This is a genomic window from Opitutaceae bacterium (assembly GCA_015075305.1).
Classification (GTDB): Bacteria; Verrucomicrobiota; Verrucomicrobiia; order Opitutales; family Opitutaceae; genus UBA6669.
On the sequence record JABTUS010000001.1, the window covers coordinates 336183 to 354390 of the forward strand.

The window sequence follows — 18208 nt, forward strand, 5'->3', positions numbered from 1 at the left end:
AGAGGCCAGGAATCAAATCTCAATCCACAGATTGCCGGCATCTGAAATCATATTTCTAAACTCCGCGCCCTCCGCGCCTCCGCGTGAAAAATTCCGTCGCCCTTGCGCCCCACGCATCCCCGGTCACGACAAAGCGTGCCCCTCCAGTTGAAAACAAATCCATTCCTCGGTCTTCCCGCGACCTCCAGCGCCCCGCGTGAAAAATTCCGGTCTTCCTTGCGCCCCGCCCGTCCCCAGGTCACGACAAAGCGTGCCCCTCCAATAATCAAAAATCTGACATCCAACCTCCAAATCCATTCCTCGTCTTCTCCGCGCCCTCCGCGTCTCCGCGTGAGCCCTTCCGTCCTCCGGACCCGCGTGCTCCGCGCCTCCGCGTGAAACCCCGCCGGCATTCTTCTTCCGCGTGAGGCTTCTCATTGATTCACCTTGAGGCTCGGGGATGTCGTCGGAGTCAGATTGTTGACAATGCGGTGCAGGCCTTCCCTCAGCGTGGCTTCCCCAAAATTGATCAGCAATCCGACGGGTAGGTGCATCAGACGCAGGTAGGTTAGCAACTGCTTGCCGTGCACAGGCGCAAGCTTCTCCACGGATTTCAGTTCCACGATCACGCGGTCCTCCACAAGCAGGTCAGCACGGAATCCTTCCTCAAAGACCATGCCATCATATTCAAACCGGATCGCCTTCTGCCGCTCGACCTGAAACCCGCGACGCTCCAGATCACGCGCCAGCACAGCCTCGTATACCGATTCCAGAAGCCCCGGCCCAAGCCTCACGTGAATCTTCATCGCGGCATCCACAATGGCCCCAGTGACTTCATCCAGTTCTTTCATGATCGGAGAGTTTCACGCTGAGCGGAGAGGAGGTCGGCAAGCAGAGTTCAGAATTGGTTCACGCGGAGGCGCGGAGCACGCGGAGAGATCGGAGGTCAGAAGTAGGAGGTCAAGGGTCCGTTGTCAGAGGCCAGGAATCAAATCTCAATCCACAGATTGCCGGCATCTGAAATCATATTTCTAAACTCCGCGCTCCCCGCGTCTCCGCGTGAAAATTTCCGTCGCCCTTGCGCCCCACGCATCCCCTGGTCACGACAAAGCGTGCCCCTCCATTTGAAAACAAATCCATTCCTCGTCTTCTCCGCGCCCTCCGCGCCTCCGCGTGAAACCCTCCGTCTCCGTTTTGAATCATCCGCCCCCTGGTCACGACAAAGCGTGCCCCTACATTGTACAGACTTCTCCTCTCCGCGATCTCCGCGCCTCCGCGTGAAACCCTCCGTCTCCGTTTCGCATCGCCCGTCCCCTGGTCACGACGAAGCGTGCCCCTCCAATAGTCAAAATCTGACATCCAACCTCCAAATCCATTCCTCGTCTTCTCCGCGCCTCCGCGTGAAACCCTCCGTCTCCGTTTCGCGACGCCCGTCCCCTGGTCACGACAAAGCGTGCCCCTCCAATAGAGAAAGGCTCCCTGTCTCCGCGTTTCAATCAGCCGTGCCCCGGTATCCTACGGGTCGCTCCCAACGCCGCGCTCTCGGCCTCGCCCCGTCTCCGCAACCGCGCTTCCCACGCTCTCGCGAGCCTGCGGTATAGCACGCTGCGGCCCGGTCGCCAGGAGGCTGCCATCAGGTGGACACCGTACCTTCCGAATTGATGCCAGGTCTTCTCATCCCTCACATCCCCCGGAAAGAGCACCCGCATGCCAGCCGTGGTCGCCGGATGCTCGGCCATCGTTCGCGTGAGCAGGCCGGGGCCCGTGCTGACGAGCACCGACAACTCGTCCCGCAGCAGCCGCGGCGCCCAGTCCAGCATCGGGGCCACCCAGTCCGGTTCGCGCTGGCCGCGCACACAATTCTCGATCACCTGCCCAAGAAACGCATTCCCCGGCGCCGCACCGAAGGCATAGTTCCCGATCTCCCAGTCAATGCCATGGGCGCGCCTCAACCGCTGGTTCAACGTAATCTCCTCGAACGGAAACACGCAGGCATGCTCCAGCAAATCATCGAGCGACTCACTCAGGAAAACATCGAGATCGAAATAGAATCCTCCCAGGTGGTACACCGCGAGGTAACGAAAGAAATCGAAGCGCTGGATCTTGTGTGGAAAACCCTCGAAGACCGCGCGGTACTGCGGAAAATGGTCAGAGACGAAACGATTGACATCCGCATCATCGAAGAACGTGCACGTCCAGTCCGGATGCAGCAGTTGCAGCAAACGCGCCGCAGCACGGTCCGCCGGTTTGAGATCGCGGCTGCGTGCGGTCTGGATGATGCGACGAGGAATGGAGGCGGACATCAGGACGTGCGGTATCGGGGAGAGCGCATGCCCGAAGTCGCTGGCCGAATGCCCGCATGTCGGCCGGACGTCGGTCGCCGTGTCTCCGCAGGTCGGCTCACATTGTAGGCGCGTGCGTGTCCGATCCCGGCGAGCCAGAGCAGCAGGCCCATGGGGGTCATGCAGAGAAAATTCGATTCTGAAAAATTCATGATCAGCGCCATCATCAGGATGGCGAAACGAATCAGGCTGAAATTGTCGCCGCTGCGAAGAGATGCATTGATGCGGACGGCAGCCCATACCAGCACAAATGCGAGCAGGGATATGGCCACCCAGCCGCCCATAAGGTAGATCTCTATGTACCCATTATGCGCAGACCCTGCCACCCAGTAGGGCAGCTGGTTCCGATAGAAGGGATCATCCCACAAGCTCATGAACCCGGTTCCGAAAATCGGATTTGTGCCCACACTGAGCAACTCCCGCCAGACATCCGTGCGTCCAGTGAAGGACATGTCCCGCCCCATCGCTCCGACAAGTTCCTGCGAGATGCCAAACTCGGAATCGAGCACCCAGAATACTCCAGCTGCAAGCAATGCATAGATACCGAAAGCCCCAATGCGTTTGCGCAGGAAAGGAACTTTGCTCGAAAATACGATGAATGCACCCACCACCAAGCAAAGCATCGATGTCTGGCTATTGCACTGATAGAGGAGATAAATGCCAAGTGACAGCAGCCCGGGTGTAATCAGCCGATCCCGCCAGGAGCTGAACCGCTTGTCCCGGGCTTTCTCAATCCAATCCCAGAGCAGGAAAACTCCACAAATTGCCACCATGGCACCCAACGTATTCTTTTGGGTCGTCACGCCCGTAATTTCGAGGCCACCGGACCGGCTGTAGCGCCTCCCGAGACTCGGGAAGTAGCGGATGTAGATTACCGAAAGCGCAAAAAATTGAAACGCGCAGCGCGTGAAAATGGCCCGAAGTGCCTGGCGCGGATCGGGTTCAGTGAGGATAAGCAGGATAATCAGGATGTTTCCGCACTCCTTGAACCAACGTTTGAACGAAACATACGACGAGTTGGCCCAGAGCACGCTGACGAGAAAAAATCCGTAGAGAAGGAAGAGCGGCCAGTTCCGCCTCAAGGTATCCCCCCAATCGAGTCGCCGTTTTATGAGCACGACGAACGCAATGGCCATGAGCGTGAAGTAGAAGATGGCATCGACGGAACTCCCCTCCATCGACGTGCCACCGTCACCACCGATCGACAGCCAGGAGGTGAGCGGCTTGCTCATGATAATCCCAATCCAGATGGTCGGAATCCACAACCAGGGCGTGATGCCCGAACGCTTCCTGTTGTCCCGCCGGATGGCCCAGGAGGAGGGAATCGAATAGAGGAGCAGCGTGAGCAGGTTCACGACTGGGAGAGGAGGCGGCTGGCCGTGATCTGGCTGGCGATCAGGCGGTGGATCGGCAGCGTGTGGTTGGCACGGCCGCTGGTGTGTTCGTCAACGACCGTGCGAAGGATGTCGGGCCGGAAGGGCGGCGGGAGCGACGGGAATGCATTGGCCATGGAGCGGATCTGCTCCGCCAGCACACCACGATACCAGGTGCGAAAGTGATAGAACTTGTGCCGCCCGAGAAAAAGACGCTCGAGCTGCAGCGGGCGCAGCACGCGGTCGATCCTCGTGAGGGCCGGCGGCATGCCATAGTCATAGGCATACTCGGCCTTTGCCGTGAGTTCTCGATAGCGGCGCACGCCCTGGCCCACCCAGCCAAGGCGGTGCAATTGAAGCGAACGATCGGTCGGCACCCGCCGGAGGCGTTCGTCGCCCCGCGCAATCAGCTCGAGCAGAGGTTGCGGGCTTCCCTCGAGCGACGCCGGACACCGGTAGGCCAGAGCCGCGAGGTCATTGTCGAGAAAGGGCGAAATCGGTTGCAGCAGGCCGGCCTCGAGGGAGCGTCGCGAGTAGTGATGCCAGGGCACCTGCTTGAAGAGGATGAAGGTCATCCGCGAGCCCGCGCGCTCCTGCTCATAGGTTTTCGCCGCACGCTGAAGCTCCGAATGAAACTGCTCCTGAAAGAGATGTGAAAAGAGGCGCGTGGGGCGAAAGGCGACATTCGCCCGCAGCACCTCCGAGCCGTAATTGCCGGTGATGCGACGCGGTGAAATGCCGCGCGCCCGGGCATTGCAGAACACTTCGATCGAGCCCGACGCATCCATCGTGCCGTCGCTGAACAGCACCGATCGCTCAGCCAGCGCGGCGAACGAAGCAAAAAACAAAGCCCCACCCGGATGGTCTGGTGTTCCTGTCCCGTCGCTTGTGCGAGGCGTCGCGCGAGGGTCACGTCCGCACAATCGCGCAGGGGTCCCCCGAACGTGTAGCAGGGAAGTGAACTGGGTGCCGCGTGAGCCCACGCGAGCACCATGCGACTGTCCAGGCCGCCGGTCAGCGACATCGCGCTGCCATCCCCCGCCCTCAGGTAGCGCGGCAGAATTCTCGGAAAGAGATCGATCAACGCTTCCGTATAGGCGGCTGGCTCCAGCGGCGACTCGCTCTCCCACTCGGCGGGACTGAAATACTGCGCGCGCTCGATCCGCCCGTCGCGATGAAAGGTCCAGGCCGACGCCGGCGGGAGGAGTTCAATGCCCTGGAAGAGACTGCGATTCTGCAGCGTGCAGCCGACGGTGTACGTTTCCGCCAGTCCACGTTCGTCGATGCGCCGCGTCTCCGGAAGCACGGCGAGCAGCGCCTTGGCTTCGGAGGCGAAGTGCAGAACCCCGGATGCCCGGTGCCAGTAAATGCGACCCAGACCGAAGCGATCATTGAAAAGCACGACGCTTCCCTTGCGCCGGTCGAGAATCACGCCCGAGGCGTTGCCATTGAGCTCGCGCAGGGCAGCGATGCCTCGCTCGGCAAAGGCATTGGGAAGCGAGGCTAAGTTACCGGAAAAGTCCTCGCCGGAAACGAGGATCTCGATCTCGCCGCGGTTGTCGTATCGCAACACAGCGTTCTCCGGAAACGCGACATCCCACACCCACCCCAGTTGGGCATTGCAGCCCGGCTCGGCATGCGTGGCGTGCGAGTGAATGCTCGCGTCATGCACCAGACACGCCGTCATCCGCCGCACCCGGTCTACGGTGTCAGGCGGACTGCCAAGCTGAAGAATACCACAGATACCCGGCATGGGTTTTAGATAGAGACGTTAGAGTTCGTTTCATTCCCAAACTGGAGGGGCACGCTCCGTCGTGACCAGGGGACGAGGATCGCGAAGCGTGTGCGCGCAACGGATTTTTTCACGCGGAGGCGCGGAGCACGCGGAGACGCGGAGCACGCGGAGAAGAATTTTTTGTATTTTGGAGGGGCACGCCTTGTCGTGACCTGGGGATAAGCGACGCACAATGGAATCGGAATTTTTCACGCGGAGACGCGGAGCACGCGGAGAGGAATTTTTCTAGTTTGGAGGGGCACGCTTTGTCGTGACCAAGGGACGGGTGTCGCAATACAATGCCGGCAATTTCACGCGGAGGGCAAAGGGCAGCTGGGGATAAGATCGGGGATCAGACCGCCTTGGAGATGGAAGGTGTCACGCGGAGACGCGGAGAACGCGGAGAGGAGAACTCTGTACACGCTCTGGATGGGCACGCTTTGTCGTGAATGCTTGCGACGCGTCGCGTCAAAACGCCGGTTGTCTCGCCATTCGATCCATCAAATTTTCACATCGCCAGCGCGCGAAAATACGATCCCTATCATCGATGGGTCACGAATTTCACGCCCCTACAGGAAAAATTTTCTGGTTTGGAGGGGCGCGCCCTTGTCGTGACCGCGTGAACGCACATCGCGTCAAAACGCCGGTTGTTCTGTATTCGACCCATCAAACGCTGACGCCATGCGGGCTGGATCCCGAGCCACGCATCGAACCCGGTCACGACAAAGCGTGCCCCTCAGTTGAAAACAGGCTCATCTCCTCCGCCCTCCGCGACCTCCGCGCCTCCGCGTGAAACTTCCGACGCTGCGTTCCATTTTCCAATTGATCCCTTGGTCACGACAAAGCGTGCCCTCCAGTTGAAAAGCCCCTCGATCCTCCCCTTCGCCGCGCCCTCCGCGTGAAATTCCTGCGCTGTTAACGCATCGGTGCGTCCCCTGGCACGACGCGTGCCCCCGGAGTTGAATGCTCCATCTGCCGAAGACTATCTTCCTCCGCGGCTTCGTGCCTTCGCGTGAAACCCCTCCGACTTCCGATCTTTGCCTACCGTTCGCTGACCGGGTTCAAACCGACGACCGCAGTCAGCCTCCCGAAATGATCACAGAAACGGATCATGTACTTCATGAAGACATGCTGCCCACCCAGGAGCGTGAACGGCAGCACGAGGGTGTACAGCGGGACTGCTATGAGCGAGGTGGCGAGGTTGGCCGCGCGTCGCTCAGCCACCTTCAGGCTGTTCTTCCCGCGGAGCATCGCCCGCCGGAGCATGTACCGGCGGGTCCACCGGTCCGGCGGGACGCTTTCATGAACGGGCGCCTCATTGCACCAGACAAAGGTGTGGCCGCGCGCATTCATGCGGACAAAGAAATCGACATCCTCACCCCCATTCGGAAACGCCGGGTCAAACGGCTGGGGATTGTCCAGGATCAGTTCCCTTCGAAACAACACATTGCCCGTGCGGCACTTCAAGCCCGGGATCACACTCCCCGTCGGAGGTTCCGGCCTTTCGCAGAAGCGGCCACGGATGATCCACGACGGCGGCGGTGAATCGAAGTGGGGGCGAACCGGGCCGAGCACACCCGCGGCACCATGGCGCTCAAGCGCCGCCAGGTGCTGCATGAGCCAGTCGGCATCCGGGAATTCATCATCATCCAGGATGGCGATGTAGTCGCCCGCGGCAGTCGCCACCGATGCGTTCCGCGTCAGGGCGATGTTCTTCACCGGCTGGCTGACGTAGTGAATGGCGACCGGGCTGCTCCGGGCGAGTTCGCTGACAACCGGATCGGCGGATCTCGCGGGATCATTGTCAGCCACCACGACGCCATGCGTGAATGACCCGTCCGTCTTCTGCGTTATCAGCGCCTGCAACAACCGCCGTAGCATGTCAGGCCGCCGGTAGGTGCAAAGGCAGACATCTATGTGTTTGGGAACCACGGGGGAGAGGTCGGAAGTCAGAGGGCAGCGGTCGGGCGTCGGAGGTCGGAAGGTTTCACGCGGAGGCGCGGAGAACGCGGAGGAGAGTTTTTCTCAAATTGGAGGGGCACGCTTTGTCGTGACCAAGGGACGGGTGTCGCAATACAACGCCGGCAATTTCACGCGGAGAGCAAAGGGCAGCTGGGGATAAGATCGGGGATCAGACGACGGAAGGTGTCACGCGGAGAGGAGAACTCTGTACAATGGAGGGGCACGCTTTGTCGTGACCTGGTTGCGCACATCGCGTCAAAACGCCGGTTGTTTCGCCATTCGACCCGTCAAATCATGACGTCATTCCAAATTCCTATTTCAGACAATCATCGAACCGGTCACGACAAAGCGTGCCCCTCCAGTTGAAAATAGGCTCGTCTCCTCCGCGCCCTCCGCGCCTCCGCGTGAAACCTTTCCGTCTTCCGACCTCTGCATTCCATTTTCCAATTGATCCTCAAGAGGACTGCGGGCTGGAAGCCCCAGCAACGCTGCCCTCCTCTCCGCGTGCTCCGCGCCTCCGCGTGAAAAATTGTCCGGCGCTGTTGCGCGTCGTGCGAACCCTGGTCACGACAAAGCGTGCCCCTCCAAACTACACAAAATTCCTCTCCGCGTTCTCCGCGTCTCCGCGTGATACTCTCTGTTTCCGTTTCGCATTACCCGTCCCCTGGGCACGACAAAGCGTGCCCCTCCAGTTGAATGAATCTCCCCTTCCTTCTTCCTCCGCGTCCCTCCGCGCCCTTGCGCCTTCGCGTTTAACCCTCCGTTACCCTTGCGCGGCGCGCGAACCCTGGTCACGACGGAGCGTGCCCCTCCAATTGGGAAAGGTCGGACTGATCAGCGGTCCGCCTTCCAGATTTTCCTGAACCGCGTCATCTGCTCCTGCCGGTGAAACGCCATCAACTCGGGCGTCACCACCCGCGGCACGCGTTTGAGCCAGGAATGGACGTAGCCCCAGTAAAACAGCAGACCGCCAAGCACCCGGGGTTTCTGGCGCATCTGCGAAAAGGCGCGGATCACGATCCACAGGGGGTGGCCGCCGACAAAATACGCCTTCCGTCCATAGTGATAGAACACCATGGCCGGGCTGTTGTTTCCCGTCCCCAGTTTCCGGTGATGCAGCGTGTATTTCTCGGTAAACGTGCGTGTCTGCCAGCCCTTCATGCGCGCTGTCGTCACCGCGATCCAGTCGATGGCGCCTCCTTTGATGGGCACGTACCCGCCGACGTCCGCAAAGCACTCCCGACGGAAAAGCTGGCACGCACCCGACACGTGTTCGAGCTGCGCATGTCTGTGCGCGTAGGTGTGTCGCCTGATCTCGGATTCGTCCTCAATGAAGGGCGTGCCCGCCACCCCGAGCCTCGCATTCTCCTCGAAGCGCGAGAGGAGGAATTCGAGATAGCCGGAATCGAAGGTCAGGTCGGCATCCAGGTTGCCCACGACATCGTACGGCAGGTGCCTGACGCGCTCAAAGCCGGCATTGAAGGCATTGGCCTTCGCCGCGAACTGGCGATCCCGCCGCTCGGGCATGCGCAGAAGCTCGATCCACTCGTGCTCGCGCGCATACCGCTGGACGATGGCATCCGTGTTGTCAGTGGAGCCGTCGCTCACAATCACCCATCGCAGGGGACGATGCGTCTGCGCCACCACGGATTTGATGGTGCCCTCGATGAAATCCTGTTCATTCCGAGCCGGCGTGATCAGCACCAGACGAAGTGAAGGCACAGCATCAGCCGCAGCAGTGACAGCAGGCGCGGGCATGGTTTCAGTTGAATGCATTGAAATGGAGTTCGCAGAGCGAAGACAAGAGTCCGGATCTTCTCACGCGGAGGCGCGGAGCGCGGAGTTTTTGTAAACTGGAGGGGCACGCTTTGTCGTGACCTGGGGACGGGTGTCGCAATACAACGCCGGCAATTTCACGCAAAGATCAAAGGGCAGCTGGGGATAAGATCGGGAATCAGACGACGGAAGGTTTCACGCGGAGGCGCGGAGCACGCGGAGAAAGAAGCCCGCAAAATGGAGGGGCACGCTTTGTCGTGACCTGGGGACCGGTGTCGCAATACAACGCCAGCAATTTCACGCAAAGATCAGCGCAGCCGGGGATAAGATCAGGGAATCAGACGACGGAAGTTTCATCGCGAGACGCGGAGCACGCGGAGAGAGGTCGTTTAACTGGAGGGGCACGCTTTGTCGTGACACGACGACGGTGTCGCAACACAACGCCGGCAATTTCGCAAAGATCAAAGGGCAGTTGGGGATAAGATCAGAATCAGACGACGGAAGGTTTCACGCGGAGGCGCGGAGCACGCGGAGAGGAGAAGTCTGCAAAATGGAGGGGCACGCTTTGTCGTGACCTGGGGACGGGTGTGGCGTCAAAACGCCGGTTGGTTCGCCATCCGCACCATCAAACCACGCCGCCATTCTGAATTCCTATTTCAGACAATCATCGATCCGGGCACGACGAAGCGTGCCATCTCCAGTTGAAAACAATTCCATTCCTCGTCTTCTCCGCGCTCTCCGCGCCTCCGCGTGAAAATGTCCGGTGCCGTTGCGCGATGCTCGTCCCCGTGTCACGACAAAGCGTGCCTCCAATGAAATACAAACTCGTCTTCCGCGCCCCGCGTCTCCGCGTGAGACCCTTCCGACCCTCTGACCCTCAGTATTCCAACTTCCTATTGACCTAAAGACGACTGCGGGCTGGAAGCCCGCAGCCACGCTGCTCTCCATCCTCCGCGTGAAAAATCCCGGCGCCGTTGCGCATCACCCGTCGCCAGGTCACGACAAAGCGTGCCCCTCCATTTGAAAATAATGCCATTCCTCGTCTTCTCCGCGTGCTCCGCGCCTCCGCGTGAAAATGTCCGGCGCCGTTGCGCGATGCCCGTCCCCAGGGCACGACAAAGCGTGCCCCTCCAGTTGATTAAGATCTCCTCCCTCCGCGATCTCCGCGTCTTCGCGTTTAACCCTCCGACCTCATCCTTCCCCATTCCTCCTTCGCACAAGCAGCAGGTGCGCGAGCGCCTTGAACATCGTCGACTGGCCCCAGTGGAAATACGGCGTGCGCGCGGTCAGCAGCGGGTACTTCCGATAATAGAAGTGCCCGTCCGCCCCCTGCATGTGGGTTAAAGTCCACTCCGCCACGCGCCCCGCCATTTCCAGCGCGGCCGAATCCCAGTCGGCGAACAACGCGAAAGTGTCGATCGCCTGCGACGCGCACTGGATGTCGATCGGATAGGGACGGTCATGGTAGTACCGCGGGCGGCCGTTCGGTTCGAAGAAGACCCGTTTGAAATATTCATAACCCTTCTCAATCTGCGGACGAAACGACTCGTCCCCGCTCGATTCCTGGTAGCGCTTGAGACTGTCGAGATTGTACGCCGTGTGAAAATTGTCGATCCAGTGGTACTTCGGAGCCTCGCCATACCACCATGAGCCATCCTCCCGCTGGCGGCTGCAGGAGTAGAGCACCGCCTCGCGCGCCGTGTGCAGGTACTCCTGACGCCTGCGGTGCTTCCAGGTGCGGGCAAGCAGTCCGGCTCCCAGCAGGTTGGAGTTGTGAACGGAATTCTGGAAAACGGCCGTGTAACTCAGGCAGGTGCCCGTGGGCGTCTTCTCCTTTGGCAGCGACAATATCCACCGACAGATGCTTTCGGCCACGTCCAACAGCCAGGGTTCACCGAGGCGTTCATACGCCTCCAGGAAAGCCTGGCCAATGAGACCCGACCAGACGATCGTCGGGGTGTGCGCCACCATGCGACCGCTGCGCGTCGTGAAATCGAAGTGATTTCCCCAGCAGTGGCCCACCGGGTTTGGCACCCGTGCGGTGTCCAGCCAGCGCAGACACGCAAGCGCGCGTTCCCGGTCCGCCTCATTTCCCGTGCGGGCATGGGTCAGCACGTACCCCCAGGCCATGAAACCGCGCCCCTTGGTCGATTCCAGCGGCTTCACCCCGACGAGCGGCCGCACATTAACGGGTGCCTTCCAGATGGCCTGCTGGAGCACGCGCTCGGCGAAGATGTTTCCAAAGGTCAGCGGACGCAGGAAACTGGTGAGGCCATCACCGGGATCATAACCCTTGTAGTCACGCGACTCCACCCAGTGGCGGACGCGATCCAGACTCTCCAGCAGTTTCCGATCTTCCATGCTCAAATTGCAGCGGCGCTCTCGCGCGAATAGCGGCGGGGCTGCCGCATCACATCCCGCGCGGCGGAATCCTGATAAAGCGTGCTGAGTAGAAAGAGCTCCCATTCCGGTGCACCCTCGCGTTGATGCCATTCACTCCATCGCAGGAGACGCTTGGCCGCGAGTTCCAGGCGATAACGCGCCAGCCTCGCGGTGCCCAGTCGCTCCAGATCTCCGGACCAGTGCCAGGCGACATAAGTGGCGCTGCGGGCCTCCATGCGCGCATAGTTCAAAAACGCCTCCCGCAGCAGGCGGTCCTCGTCGAACCAGTGCTCAACCACACCATCCTGCGCCCGACAAAGCCTGAAACCCGCTTCGACGAGCTGCATGGAGAACAGGGTGTCCTCCCAAAGGCCGAGTTTTCCAGGACCCAGTTCGACATCGAATCCAGGCACCTTTTCGAGAACCCGTCGGTGAAACGCCATGTTTGCCCCAACCGCTGCAGCTGGATGAACGGGATCGAGCGATTCTGTGCAAGCCAGCCAGGCCTTGTGGGTTGACCTCATCCACGGCCGCTGGAGGTGGGGCGCCATGATGACCGTGCCGGCGGCTGCATCAGCCCTGCCCTGCGCAATCTCACCCGTGAGACCCTCGATCCAGTTTCCCTTCGGGCGAATGTCGTCATCCGTCAGGATCACAATCCCACCGTCCGACTGCGCCAGCCCGGTGTTCAGCGCGCTCGACTTGCCGCGTCTGTCCTCGCGGAGGTAGCGCCCGCCGGGCAGCGACTCGAGTGCTCGCGGGAGTTCCTCCGCCGTGGCATCGCTGGACCCGTTGTCGACGAAGAGAAATTCGGCATCCAATCCGTCGGGAATGCGCACCGACTTCAATGCCTGCAGGGTTGCGAGGACATTGGCGCAGCGGTCGCGCGTGCAGATGATGACGGATGCCTTCAAGCAGCGCGTTCCTCAGCAGACAGGCTCGCGATTGTCCGCATGCGCGGACCTGGCCTCCTCGGCCATTTCGCTGGCGGGCACGGTCACCCCGCTCACGAGTTGATCGACGATCGCAAAGTAGTCATGCTTCCGGATTTCCCAGCTGTTCCGACGGGAATACTCGAGCGCGTTCTCGATGAGCCGTTTCCGCTTCTCCTCATCCGTAAGGATCTCGATGATCGCAGCCGCCAAAGCCTCCACATTGCCCGACTCGAAGAAGCGCACGACGGAGTCGTCAAAATAGAACTTGTCGATCTTGGTGCTGGAGATGACGGCCGGCACTCCGACCGACATGAACTCCATGATCTTCGTGCTGTAGGCCTCGTTGCCAAAGGAGTCGGCGCGTTTTGGCACGACGCCGAGGTCGGCGTCGGCCATCACACGGGCCACCTGCTTGACGCTCACCGGTTCAAAGAATCGGACCTTCTCGCCAAGCCCCAGCTTTTGCGAGAGCTTGATCAGCGAAGGCTTCATGTTGCCGTCGCCGTAGATGTGGAACTCCGCATTCGGGATTGTCTGGATGACCCGGGCGAACGCCTCGATGGCGATGTCGAGACCCTGGTGCCACTGCAGGCCGCCGGGAAAAATGATGATGCGCCGGCCATCCGGCTCCCGCGTCGGCTGGGGTGTAAACACCCGCGTGTTCACATTGTTGATGAACACCGAGCAGCGGTTCATCGTGCCGGTGCGCTCGGCATACTTGTCTCTCCAGAGGTGATTCGAAATGATGACGTGGTCGGCAATTTTCGCCGATGCTTTTTCCGCCCTTTCCAGCACCGTGCGCGTCAGCGTGCGACGCGACGCTCCAAACTTGCTGGTGTAGAACTCCGGCACGATGTCATGGATGTCGAGAATAACCTTGGTGCCCTTCATCCGCGGATAGAGCGCGGCAAAGGCCAGGAAGTCCGGCATGTTGTGCACATGGACGAGGTCATAGGGGAGGCGCCGGTGCCGGCGGAACAGCCACCATCCCGAACGCGAAAGAAAACGCACCCAGGAGAGGAGGTATTCCAGCTTTGACCGCTCCTGCTTGCCCATGCGCTTCAGGATGCGGTGCACATGCACGCCCTCCGACTGCTGGTAGGCGGGCATCTCCAGCGATCGGCGGAGCGCCAGCACATCCACATGATCGCCGCGGGCCGCGAGCGCCTCGGCGTAGCGCATCACGCGATTGTCATTCTCATAGAAGGAGTGCGTGACCATGCACACGCGCTTGCGTCGGGAGGGTGGCGCCGGCCGGATGCGCGCCACGTAGTCCGCCAGTTCGCCCGGCAGCGGCTGCCAGAACGTGCCGCGATGGGCGGTGCCCGCATGCCGGAGCAGTTCGGCATAATGGCTGACGGGAAATTTCCGCGGGGAAGGTGCGTCTCCCTCAAACTGGAGATAGTCCGGATGAACGTTGACAAGCGCCATGCCGCCCCGCCTGGCCACCCAGTCGAGCTTCTCCTTCCAGATGCGCGGGGATTTTTCGCGCAACACCAGAAACAGCGTCGAATCCTGCGGGAGCGTGTAGGGCAGCTCCGCATAGCCTCCGAGATTGTTCGGCACCGGCACAATTTTTCGATAAGGGTGGTCGTCGCCGGCGGATATCCAGAATGGAAAAATCGTCGCCGTGCCATCCGACTGGACCTCGAAGGGATCGGTGTCGAATGTCGAGGCATCGTAGCGGACGTCAAGACGGTGCAGCCAGTCGAGGTTGCGAAGCATGAACCCCGAGCGGAATCCGCCCGCACCCCATTCGCGCAGGTGGGAGTTGATGCGCTGCGCCTTCGCCTCGAAGGCGGACTCCGAGGCGAACAGGCGGCCGTCGTGCTTGAGGTCGTGCACGCCGACCTCGAACCCGTTTTCAACAAGCCAGTCCCTCAGCGCCTTCGGCACCGCATAGGAACCCTCCGGGATGAAGTTGAATACCGAGCGGTAGCCGAGACTCATCTCCAGCTCCGCGAGTTTTCGCACATTGGCCAGACCCTCGGGTCCCTCGACATCATGGCTGAGGACAAACGCGAATTTCTCGCCATTCGGCCAGCCCGGCCAGTCCGCCGGGCGGCGGCCGGCCGCCTCATTGATCGGCCAGGTCGCGCGGTTCCTTTCGCGCTGGTAAAGGGCCAGCCGGCACCTCAGCCACATGCGCGCGCGCCAGGGCACGTAGGGCTTCAGGAGATAGTAGACGCGATGTCGCAGCATCTGGGATGGAAGGAGATTTTCTTCAATTGGAGGGGCACGCTTTGTCGTGACCTGGGGGATGGGTGATGGGCAACGGCGCCGGAATTTTCACGCGGAGCAGGGGAGCACGCGGAGAAGAATTTTTCTGGTTTGGAGGGGCACGCTTTGTCGTGACCTGGTTGCGCGCATCGCGTCAAAACGCCGGTTGTTTCGCCATTCAATCCATCAATTCAAGACGCCTTTCAAAATCTGATTCCAAACAATCATCGAACCGGTCACGACGAAGCGTGCCCCTCCAGTTGGAAAGACGGACTGATCGCTGACCTCTGACTTCTGGTTTCCCCGTGGTCCGAAGTCCCAACGGGGCGCGTGAACAACAGCCCAGGGCATCGCCCCGGTTTCATATTCGCAAATTCAACGCGAGCCCTGAAGGGGCGGCCAAACCCGTGACGACAACAGCTTGGATCGCCCCTTCAGGGCTCAAAATTTTCTTTCTTCACGAATGACCCATGGCGTTGCCATGGGCTGCCATGGTCCGCGCCGTTGGCGCAGTGAGACGGAGGGCGGAGATGAGTCCTTGCAAACTGAGGGGCACGCTTTGTCGTGACCTGGTTGCGCGCGGCGCGTCAAAACGCCGATTGTTTCGCCATTCGACCCATCAAGTCACGACGCTGTTCTCAAATCTGATTCCAAACAATCATCGAACCGGTCACGACAAAGCGTGCCCCTCCAGTTGGAAAAGACCGGACTGATCGCTGACCTCTGACTTCTGGTTTCCCCGTGGTCCGAAGTCCCAACGGGGCGCGTGAACAACAGGCCGGGGCATCGCCCCGGTTTCATATTCGCAAATTCAACGCGAGCCCTGAAGGGGCGGCCAAACCCGTGACGACAACAGCTTGGATCGCCCCTTCAGGGCTCAAAATTTTCTTTCTTCACAAATAACCCATGGCGTTGCCATGGGCTGCCATGGTCCGCGCCGTTGGCGCTGTGTAGACGGAGGGCGGAGATGAGTCCTTTGCAAACTGGAGGGGCACGCTTTGTCGTGACCTGGTTGCGCGCGGCGCGTCAAAACGCCGGTTGTTTCGCCATTCGACCCATCAAGTCACGACGCTGTTCTCAAATCTGATTCCAAACAATCATCGAACCGGTCACGACAAAGCGTGCCCCTCCAGTTGAACGAGACCGGGCTGATCTTTGAGCGCTGACTTCCGGTGGCTAGACCAGGTCCGTCGCGTCCTGATGCAGGGCCTTGGGGATGTAGGTGCGCGTGTTGTTCAGGACCGCACCCACGGGTGTCTTCGATTCGGCGAGCAGGTCGCGGGCACGCGTGACGGCATCGCGGTCCGCCTTCTCCGACTCGATCACAAGCAGCACCACGTCCATGAACGCAGCCAGTCGCGGCGTGACGCTGACCGAACTGACCGACGGCATGTTGAAGATGATGAAATCGAAGTCGCTCGCTTTCAGCTTGGGTATCAGGTGACTGAAGCGCATCGGCAGAGCGCGCGGCAGGCGGTCGCCCTTGCCAACCTCGCTGACGACAAAAAGATTCTGCTGCACTTGGGCGGTGTCCTTCGATTCAAGGGCGTCATCGATGCTGCCGACGGCGCGCCCCTTGAAGAACTGCTGCGCACTCCCCTGCCCCGTGGTCATGTCGACGTAGAGGACATTGCCGCCCTCGGTTTCCGAGAGCGAACTGGCCAGACCGGCCGCGACGCTCGCGTCGTTGGCATTGGTGCCCACGCCCGCAAGCGCAATGAGCTTCGGCTTGTGGGTAAGGTTCTCGCTCTCGAAGAAGCCGATGACGCGGTCGCGCAGGGTGTCGTAATACGGCTGGAGACGGCTGTCAGGTCCCGGGGCGGGATCCGGCCCCTTGCCCGGCTCCTTCCCCTGGGTTCCATCCGCCATCGCTCTCTGGGGAAGCGCCAGCTGAGGCTTCTTGCGCTTGGATATCTTGGGAATGGAGAGATAGAGATTGAGCCCCGCGTGGCGGGCGACGTCCACCGGACGCTTGATCGTGCGGTCCAGCACGAAGTCCTTGAGGAAGGCGAAGCCGATGCCGATCGCAAAACCGGCCACGGCGACAACCGCGGCCACCTTGATGGCCTTGCTGGTCACGCGTATCGGCGGCGACGGCGTCTGGATCTCGTTGATGTTCGTCTGGCGCCCCGTGCCGAGCGCGTCGTTGATTCGCGACTGTTCCAGGCTGGACCGCAGGTACTTGAAATTCGCCTCCTCCATGCTCTTCCGGAGTTCGAGGTCGCGGATGGAAACCTCGGACTTCTCCACCTCGGCGCTTTCCTGCCTCACCTTGTCCAACTGTGCATTCAAAACCTGGATACGCGTGGACAGGGCCTCAATCTCGACGCGCGCCGTCCTGGGATCGAAAACCTTGATGCGGTTCTCAGCATTCTTGTCCGTCAGGACCACGGTCGGCGTCGGTGTCGGAACCTTCACCAGAACGGGATACTTGGTCTCCATCTCCTTCTTCTGAACCTCGTAATCGGTGATCAGGCTCCTGAGCGTCTTCACCGGGTTCGCCGTGGGCAGCATGGTCTTCAGCATCTCGTCCACGCGGTGTTTGGCGGAGTCGAGGCGGCTGAGCAGGCTCTTGTACTCATCGACAGGAACGCCCGTCATGTCGACCGGAGCCTCGGGTGCGACCACTTCAATCTTGTCCGAACGCACGGGGGCGTCGGGAGACGACATGATCCGATTGTAGGTGGCGGTGCGTTCGGCAAGCGCGGCCTCGGCCTCGAAGATGAGTGATCGGAGCTGGCTGATCTTCTTGCCGAATTCCTCCTTGGCCTGGTCGAGCGAATAGATGCCGACGGCCTTGCGCGCGTTGACCAGTTCCTCCTCCGTCCGGCGCAGGCGCGCCTGCAGGGTGTCGGTCTGCTGGATGAGGGCGTCGTCGAAGGCTCCGACCGGCATGTGGACCTCGCGGTGACGCTTCAGGTACTGTTCGATGATCGTGGCTAGGACCGGCTGGACCACCTGCGGGTTGCTGTGACGAAAGTTGATCTCCAGCACGCTGCTGGACTTGGGCACGTCGACGTTCAACCCCGCAACGACCACCTGCGCCGCGGCATACTTGCCCTCCGGGCCGGCCGGTGCTCCCAGGAGTTTCTCATAGCCCACGGCGTCGGCGACCTTCTGCGCCAGATCCAGGCTGGTCAGGATCGCGATCTCGGCCACGATGAACGACGAGTCCCCGATTGAGCGCACGCCCATGCCGGATTCCGCCGCCGGGTTCCTGTCCTCAGTGATGTAACGGATGAACAGCCGCGCCTCGGAGCGATACTCCTTCGGCGCATTGTAGAAGACATATCCGGCCACGCCGAGACCGAGCAGGCCGCAGATCAGGATCGCCCACTTGTGGCGGAAAAGCGTGTAATAAATGTCTCCAATATCCAGGCCCTTCCGGATCGGCATGGGTCGGTAGGAAACGTCGCCGCCGTCATCGACGTAATTATCTGATGAATACGGATCGTTCATGTGAGG

The 18208-nt window shown here is 60.8% G+C and carries 11 protein-coding genes; all 11 read right to left on the bottom strand.

Features of this window, described 5'->3' with window-relative positions; genetic code table 11:
- Positions 1 to 413: 413 nt before the first annotated feature.
- The 11 genes from HS122_01305 to HS122_01355 all read right to left on the bottom strand — a co-directional run bounded on the left by HS122_01305 (position 414) and on the right by HS122_01355 (position 18202).
- On the bottom strand, positions 414 to 830 hold the full coding sequence (locus HS122_01305; protein ID MBE7537034.1) for a GxxExxY protein: 417 nt from the start codon (positions 828 to 830) through the stop codon (positions 414 to 416).
- 645 nt (positions 831 to 1475) lie between these two features.
- Positions 1476 to 2282 (bottom strand): hypothetical protein, encoded by an 807-nt coding sequence (locus HS122_01310; GenBank protein MBE7537035.1) that lies wholly within the window; start codon positions 2280 to 2282, stop codon positions 1476 to 1478.
- The gene (locus HS122_01315) at positions 2282 to 3676 is read right to left on the bottom strand and encodes an O-antigen ligase family protein (protein ID MBE7537036.1); all 1395 of its coding nucleotides are present in this window, start codon (positions 3674 to 3676) and stop codon (positions 2282 to 2284) included. Before HS122_01315 ends, HS122_01310 begins: the two co-directional genes overlap by 1 nt.
- Complete coding sequence (locus HS122_01320; GenBank protein ID MBE7537037.1) at positions 3673 to 4269, bottom strand: hypothetical protein; 597 nt, start codon at positions 4267 to 4269, stop codon at positions 3673 to 3675. The genes HS122_01315 and HS122_01320 overlap by 4 nt, the downstream gene beginning before the upstream one ends.
- Positions 4266 to 5447, bottom strand: a complete 1182-nt coding sequence (locus tag HS122_01325) for a hypothetical protein (GenBank protein ID MBE7537038.1) — start codon at positions 5445 to 5447, stop codon at positions 4266 to 4268. The genes HS122_01320 and HS122_01325 overlap by 4 nt, the downstream gene beginning before the upstream one ends.
- A 1062-nt stretch (positions 5448 to 6509) precedes the next feature.
- The gene (locus HS122_01330) at positions 6510 to 7400 is read right to left on the bottom strand and encodes a glycosyltransferase family 2 protein (GenBank protein ID MBE7537039.1); all 891 of its coding nucleotides are present in this window, start codon (positions 7398 to 7400) and stop codon (positions 6510 to 6512) included.
- Between the two features lie 864 nt (positions 7401 to 8264).
- Positions 8265 to 9188 carry a glycosyltransferase family 2 protein gene (locus HS122_01335; GenBank protein ID MBE7537040.1) on the bottom strand — a complete coding sequence of 308 codons (924 nt, stop codon included), beginning with the start codon at positions 9186 to 9188 and terminating at the stop codon, positions 8265 to 8267.
- A 1209-nt stretch (positions 9189 to 10397) separates the two neighbouring features.
- Complete coding sequence (locus tag HS122_01340) at positions 10398 to 11567, bottom strand: hypothetical protein (protein MBE7537041.1); 1170 nt, start codon at positions 11565 to 11567, stop codon at positions 10398 to 10400.
- 2 nt (positions 11568 to 11569) lie between these two features.
- On the bottom strand, positions 11570 to 12502 hold the full coding sequence (locus tag HS122_01345) for a glycosyltransferase family 2 protein (protein ID MBE7537042.1): 933 nt from the start codon (positions 12500 to 12502) through the stop codon (positions 11570 to 11572).
- A gap of 12 nt (positions 12503 to 12514) precedes the next feature.
- Positions 12515 to 14725 carry a glycosyltransferase gene (locus tag HS122_01350; GenBank protein ID MBE7537043.1) on the bottom strand — a complete coding sequence of 737 codons (2211 nt, stop codon included), beginning with the start codon at positions 14723 to 14725 and terminating at the stop codon, positions 12515 to 12517.
- A 1194-nt stretch (positions 14726 to 15919) separates the two neighbouring features.
- Positions 15920 to 18202, bottom strand: a complete 2283-nt coding sequence (locus HS122_01355) for a hypothetical protein (protein MBE7537044.1) — start codon at positions 18200 to 18202, stop codon at positions 15920 to 15922.
- Positions 18203 to 18208: the final 6 nt, after the last annotated feature.